The sequence below is a fragment of the Frankia sp. R82 genome, from assembly GCF_023716925.1.
Lineage (GTDB): Bacteria > Actinomycetota > Actinomycetes > Frankiales > Frankiaceae > Frankia.
The window spans coordinates 1-5,920 of sequence record NZ_JAMQQG010000253.1 but is presented as its reverse complement, the minus strand read 5'-3'; the positions used below and the strand labels follow the sequence as shown (position 1 = coordinate 5,920).

The window sequence follows — 5,920 nt, the reverse complement described above, 5'->3', positions numbered from 1 at the left end:
GTCGGCGAGCCGTTGCTGCTGGCGGCGCACCGCGGCGGCTGGCGTCGGCCGGCCGGTGGCTGGCGCGACGACGCGCGGATCAGTGGCGGGCAGGTGTTCGCCCACGCGACCGGCGCCGTCGAACAGGTCGTGGCCCTGGTGGACGCGCCGGTCGAAAGTGTCGGCGCCACGGCCGTGAAGCGGGTCTGGCACCACGTCAGCAACGCCGACCACACCAGCCTGCAGCTGCGTTTCGCCAACGGCGCGCAGGCCCAGATCACCGTCTCCGGCCTCACCGTCTGGCCCCGCCCGGCGCTGGAAGTCCTCGGCACCACCGGCAGCCTCATCCTCGAGGCCGACCCGGCCGGTCAGGAGGCGGCCGGTCCTGCCGCCGGTTTCGCCGGTTTCGGCGGTCTCGCCGGTTTCGGCGGTCTCGGCGGTTTCGGCGGTCTCGGCGGTCTCGGCGCTGGCGGGGATGCCGCGGGTGGGGTGCTGCAGGTCACGGCGGACGGGGTCTGGACCCGCTATCCGATCCCGAGGTCGCTGCCGGACGGCGCAGCCCTGGGCGGCGGCGGGTCGACGGCCGCGTTCTACGGTGCGCTCGCGGACCTGCTGGTGTCGGGCTGGCCGTTGCCTGCGGAGCTGGGCGTGGCGGCGGCCCGTCCGGTGGTGTCCGTGCTGGCCGCCGCCGCCACGTCGGTTGCGGCGGGTGGGGAGTCGGTCACCCCGCTCTGAGCCCGGACGGCCTGCGACGGCCGGCGTCGGCCTCCGCGGGGGTATTGCCGGTCACCGCGCGCGGCGGTGCCGCGGCATGGGTGTTTACTGTTGGTCGTGGATTGGCTGACCCTGCCCGACGCCGCGGAACAGCTGCGGATTCCGGTGACCAAAGTCCGGCAGATGGTGAACGACCGTACGTTGCTGGCCCGCCGTGAGGGCGGTGTGCTGCGGATTCCGGCGCAGTTCATCCAGGACGGTGTGGTGGTCAAGGGGCTGCCGGGTCTGTTCACCGTGCTGGCCGACGCCGGCTTCAGCGACGACGAGGCGCTGGACTGGCTGTTCCGGGAGGATCCGAGCCTGCCCGGCACGCCGATGCAGGCTCTGGCCGAGAACCGCGGCCGGGAGGTCAAGCGCCGGGCGCAGGCGCTGGCGTTCTGACCGCGCCGCTGACCGGCGGCTGACCGGATCGGTTCCCGGCGCGACCAACCCTGCCGTAAGGTCGGGGCATGGGCAGTCCAGCGTCCACGGCGTCCGTGGCGGTTGTCGTCAACGGGGAGCCTCGGCTCGTCGTCGAGGGGCAGGCACTCACCGAACTGCTGGTCGCCCTCGGACTACGACCGGGGTCGGTCGTCGTCGAGCACAACGGGCATGCGTTGACGCCCTCCGAGGCCGCTGCGGCCCGGCTCGCCGATGGCGATGTTCTGGAGATCGTCCGTGCCGTCGCCGGGGGCTGAGCCGCGGGCCGAGCGGCTGCGGCGGCTGGCCGACGCCCGGCTCTACCTGTGCACGCCGCGGCGGGCCGAGTTCAGCCCGTTCCTGGATGCGGTGATCGGTCCGGCCGGTCGCGGCGGGGTTGATCTCGTCCAGCTGCGGGAGAAGGCCCTGGAATGGTCCGACGAGGTGCGGGCGCTGCACCGGATCCAGGCCGCCGGGGCCGGCCGGGGCACTCTGGTCAGCGCCAACGACCGGGCCGACCTCGCCGCGTTCGCCGGGGTCGACGTGCTGCACGTCGGGCAGGACGACATCCCGCCGGAGTTCGCCCGCCGCATCGTCGGGCCGGACGTGCTGATCGGGCAGTCCACCCACAGCTCGCAGGAGTTCCTGACCGCGCTGGACGATCCCGACGTCGACTACGTGTGTGTCGGCCCCGTGCACGCCACCCCGACGAAGGAGGGGCGCCCACCGGTCGGGCTGGGCCTGCCACGGCTGGCCGCTCGGCACGCCCCGCCGTTCGCGGACGGCGCCAAGCCATGGTTCGTCACGGGTGGCGTCGCACCGGACACACTTGATGACATCCTGGCGACCGGGGCGCGTCGGGTCGTCGTCGTGCGCGCCCTGACCGACGCCTCCGACCCGGGAGCGGTCGCCGCCGATCTCGCCCGCCGCCTGCGCGCCAGCTGACCCGCCGGAGCACCCTCGTCCGATGCGTCATCTCGCCTACCTGGCAGTTCTGCTCGGCTGCCTGCTCGGTACGGCACCGCTGGAGCTGTTTCTCGGCACCCGGGTCTACGCGCGGCCACGCCGGCTGGTGCTCACCCTGCTGCCGGTGCTCGTTGTCTTCGTCGGCTGGGATGTGTACGCGATCGCGGCCGGTCAGTGGACGTTCGACCCGCGCCACATCACCGGGATCCACCTGCCGGGCCGGCTGCCGCTCGACGAGCTGCTGTTCTTCGTGGTCGTCCCGGTGTGCGCGATTCTGACCCTCGAGGCCGTCCGGGCGGTGCGGGGCTGGACCGTCGGCGACGAACCGCCGGATCAGCCACGGGACGGGGCCGGGTCGGCGTGAGCTACACGGTACTGGCGGTGCTGGGGGCGGCGGGGGCGGTGGCGGCAGACCTGTGGGTGCTGCGGACGCGGCTGCTGACCCGGCGGGTGTTCTGGGTGTCGTACGCGATCGTCATCTGCGGTCAGCTGGCCGCGAACGGGCTGCTGACGGGGGTGCGGATCGTCCGCTACGACCCCGGGACGATTCTCGGGCCGCGGATCGTGTTCGCCCCGGTCGAGGATCTGCTGTTCGGGTTTGCCCTGGTCGTCTGGACGCTCACCTGGTGGGTCTGGTGGGGACGCCGCCTCACCGACAGTCGCCACCCAGGTAACGACGATGGGTCGTCCAGCAAACCACAGCAGACGCGTGACCTCCACGAAACTGAGTGAATTGTTGGGCTACGTGGTGACAGGAACGAGTCATTTGGCCCTGGGGAGCTGACCTGTCGCTCTAGCCTCGAGCCTAATGACGCGGGATGTTGCGGGAGATGCCGTTCCGACCGGGCGCCACCGGTCGCCCTGGGGGCGTTCGGGTCGCGTCCTGCCGATCCGGTGGGGGCGGATCGGCGCCGCGGTGCTGGCTCTTGTCGTCGTGGTTGCCGGCCTCGTACTGGTGCGGCTGCGCCTCGACGAAGGCGGCCATCAGAGCCGCGCCGGCACACCGGGCGAGCGGCGGTCGATGAGCGGCACCGTGCCACCCGACGTGCTCACCGCCACGTCCGGCTCGCCGCGTCCCAGCCGGGGTGCACCCCGTGGTGCCTCTGCCCCCGATGCCGCGCTCAGCGGTGCCCCCGACGGCCAGCCCACCAGCCCCGACGGCGCCGACAACAGCGCCACCGGCGGCGCCTCGGCGCGGCGGCCGACCACTACCGGCGGTCCGCGGACCCCCCGGCCGGCCGGTCCGGTGCTGGGGCTGAGCACCACCCGGGTGGACCTCGGCGCGGTCGACTCGACCTGGCGGCTGGATCTGCGCGGGGAGGGAACGGCACCGGTCGACGTCGTCGTCGGACGGACGCCGTCGTGGCTGGCCGTCGTGCCGAACTCGCCGCGGGTCAGCCCGGGGGCGAGCACGGCACTGGTGATCAGCCTGAACCGGGCGGCGGCGCCGGTCGGCGCAGTGGACGTCTCGGTGTCGGTGGACGCCGGCAACGGTACCGGCGGCGGGAATCTGCGGATCACCGCGCGGGTGGACGGCTCGCCGCGGATCGAGTCGGCGACCGCGGCCCCCGCGCGCATCACCCGGGCCGGCTGCCCGGCATCTGCCGCCGGCAGTGCCGCCACGGCCGCGACCACCGGTTCTCGCACGGATGCCACCACCGTAGGAGGCACGCCCGACGGAACCGGAACCGCGGCTGCCGGGACCGGAGCTGCGCAGGGCGCCGCCGCGGCGGCCGGGAGCACGGACACGACGACGGTAACGGTGACGGCCGTGGACGAGACCGGGATCCAGTCCGCCCGCCTGACCGGCACATTTCCCGACGGACGGGCCCTGGACCAGCCGCTCACCCTCGGCCCCGCGGCCGGCGACCGCACGACCTGGACAGCCAGCCTCGTCGCCCAGGGCACCGGAACCATCGCCTACACCGCTGTCGTCACCGGCATCACCGGACGGACCGCGCAGGCATCGGGAAGCGTCACCGTTCTGCCCTGCCCGCCCTGATCACCCGAGCCCGAACATGATGGTGCCGCCCGGCTCGGGGGGTGCCGGGCGGCGTGCCCTATGATGTCAGGCTGACCGTCGCGAGCCAAGCCCCATGCTGGCTGCCTGGCCGCGAATGACCATTACCGAGACGAGTAGTGCCAGCTCAACTCCCCTGGTCCCGACGTTCTGCGGCCATCGCGGGTTCCGCTGGCACCACGGGTTCCGCTGGCATCGTGTGTTTCGCCGGAATGGTCGCTTCCGCGAGGATGGCAGGTTTCGCCGGCGTCGTGCGGCCGGTCGCGGCTTCGGGTGCGGGGCGTGGGCGGGCGAACAGCCGGGTGGCCGTGAGTGTGCCGATGGGCGCCGAGGAGGTCGCTGCCGGCGGCGCGGTCAGGCCGGGCCGCAGACGTTCGGCGACCCGCAGGTACTTGCGTCCGGCGCGCAGGTCGGCGTCGTTGCGCAGCCGGACGATCAGCGGGAACGCGGACAGCGCCGCCGTGTCGAACAGGCCGGTGGTGTAGACGAGCTGGACGCCGAGCCGGTCGGCGACGGCGAGCTGCAGGTCCAGCAGATAGCCGGCGCTGGCTCGGCCGATCGGGTTGTCCAGGAACAGCACTCCGGCGTGGGCGGCGCGTACCTGCCCGCGGTCGTTGGCGCGCAGCGCCGCCATCGTGCAGTACAGGATGATCGCCGTGGTGAGCTGCTGGCCACCGGAGAACACGTCCCCGAGGTCACTGACCCGGACTCGTTCGGTGCGCAGGACCGCGTCCGGCTTGAGGATCTCGACCCGCACCCCGCGGGGCAGGGCCGCCCGCACCCCGCGCAGCAGCAGCCCCATCCCGTCCCGGCGAACACCGGCCCGGGTGGCCGCGGACCCGACCGTGCTGCCGGCGGCTGCGCTGGTCCGGGCGCGGGCACCTGTGCCGGCGGTGCCGGTGGTGCTGGCGGTTGCGGCGGCGGTCTCGTCGACCACCTGGCCGAGGGCTTCGGTCAGCTCCCGGTCGTCGGGCTCGGCGAAGGTGACGCGCAGGAACTCCTGGCCGGACCAGTCGCCGAGCCGTTCGGGCAGGCGGGAGAGCCGTCCGGCGGCGCGCAGCGTGCCGAGGGCCGCCCGGACCATGCCCTCCAGCCGGGCAACGATGGCCTCGCGGTTGCGGCCGATGTGGGCGAGATCATCGGAGAGGCTGCGCAGTCGGGGTTCGAGCGCCGCCGACCAGGCCACGGCCGAGTCGGCCACGGTGTCCTGCCCGGCACGCATCATCTGGCGGCGGGCCGGGGCACGGACCGCGTCGAACTCGTCGCGCGCCGCCCACGCGGTGACGGCTTCGGCCGCCGTGCGCACGTCGGCCGCGGCCTGGCCGTGGGCCGCGGCGCTGTCGCGCCAGGCGGCTCGAAGCGAACGGGCCTGCTCCCGGGCGCTGACGGCATCCCCGTCGAAGGCGGCGGTCTGCTCGGGGGTCTGCTCGGCCCCTGCCGTCCCTGCGGTCCCTGCCGTCTCTGCGTGCGCGGGCCGGGCGACAGGCAGGTCGGCGAGACTCTCGGCCACGGCGGCCAGTGCCATGAGCTCCTCGGTGGTCCGCGCGGCTCCCTCGAGCAGGGCCTCGCCGGTGGCCCGGGCCCGGGCATGGGCTGCCTCGGCCCGGTCGACGGCGGTGGTCGCGGCACGCAGCAGCTCGGCGGCGGCTGCCAGGGTGGCGGGAGCACGCTCGGCGGCCAGCGGGGCGGCCCCGAACCGGCGGGCGGTCTCGGTGGCGGAGCGTAGTTCCTCGCGGAGCGCGCCGAGCCGTTCGCGAGCCTCGTCCAGCTCGGCGCCGAGGG

Annotated in this window: 7 protein-coding genes and 1 pseudogene; 7 read left to right on the top strand and 1 reads right to left on the bottom strand. The window is 74.1% G+C overall.

The window, feature by feature from the left end:
* The 7 genes from ND747_RS19720 to ND747_RS19690 form a co-directional block, all read left to right on the top strand.
* Positions 1-714: Gfo/Idh/MocA family oxidoreductase (locus ND747_RS19720; RefSeq protein ID WP_251735296.1), on the top strand; the 714-nt coding region annotated here is incomplete at its 5' end.
* Positions 715-810: 96 nt separating this feature from the next.
* Entirely contained in the window at positions 811-1,134 is a 324-nt protein-coding gene (locus tag ND747_RS19715; protein WP_251735298.1) for an Rv2175c family DNA-binding protein, read from the top strand.
* A gap of 68 nt (positions 1,135-1,202) precedes the next feature.
* Positions 1,203-1,430, top strand: coding sequence for a sulfur carrier protein ThiS (gene thiS, locus ND747_RS19710; protein WP_251735294.1), 228 nt, complete (start codon positions 1,203-1,205; stop codon positions 1,428-1,430).
* Complete coding sequence (locus ND747_RS19705; protein ID WP_251735292.1) at positions 1,393-2,097, top strand: thiamine phosphate synthase; 705 nt, start codon at positions 1,393-1,395, stop codon at positions 2,095-2,097. The genes thiS and ND747_RS19705 overlap by 38 nt, the downstream gene beginning before the upstream one ends.
* Before the next feature lie 22 nt (positions 2,098-2,119).
* The gene (locus ND747_RS19700) at positions 2,120-2,482 is read left to right on the top strand and encodes a lycopene cyclase domain-containing protein (RefSeq protein WP_251735290.1); all 363 of its coding nucleotides are present in this window, start codon (positions 2,120-2,122) and stop codon (positions 2,480-2,482) included.
* A complete protein-coding gene (locus tag ND747_RS19695; RefSeq protein ID WP_251735288.1) occupies positions 2,479-2,850 on the top strand; it encodes a lycopene cyclase domain-containing protein in 372 nt (123 codons plus the stop codon). Before ND747_RS19700 ends, ND747_RS19695 begins: the two co-directional genes overlap by 4 nt.
* Before the next feature lie 184 nt (positions 2,851-3,034).
* Complete coding sequence (locus ND747_RS19690; RefSeq protein WP_251735287.1) at positions 3,035-4,120, top strand: hypothetical protein; 1,086 nt, start codon at positions 3,035-3,037, stop codon at positions 4,118-4,120.
* 145 nt (positions 4,121-4,265) lie between these two features.
* On the opposite strand, the pseudogene ND747_RS19685 reads toward ND747_RS19690, so the two are convergent.
* Positions 4,266-5,920, bottom strand: a pseudogene (locus ND747_RS19685) (hypothetical protein); the annotation flags it as partial.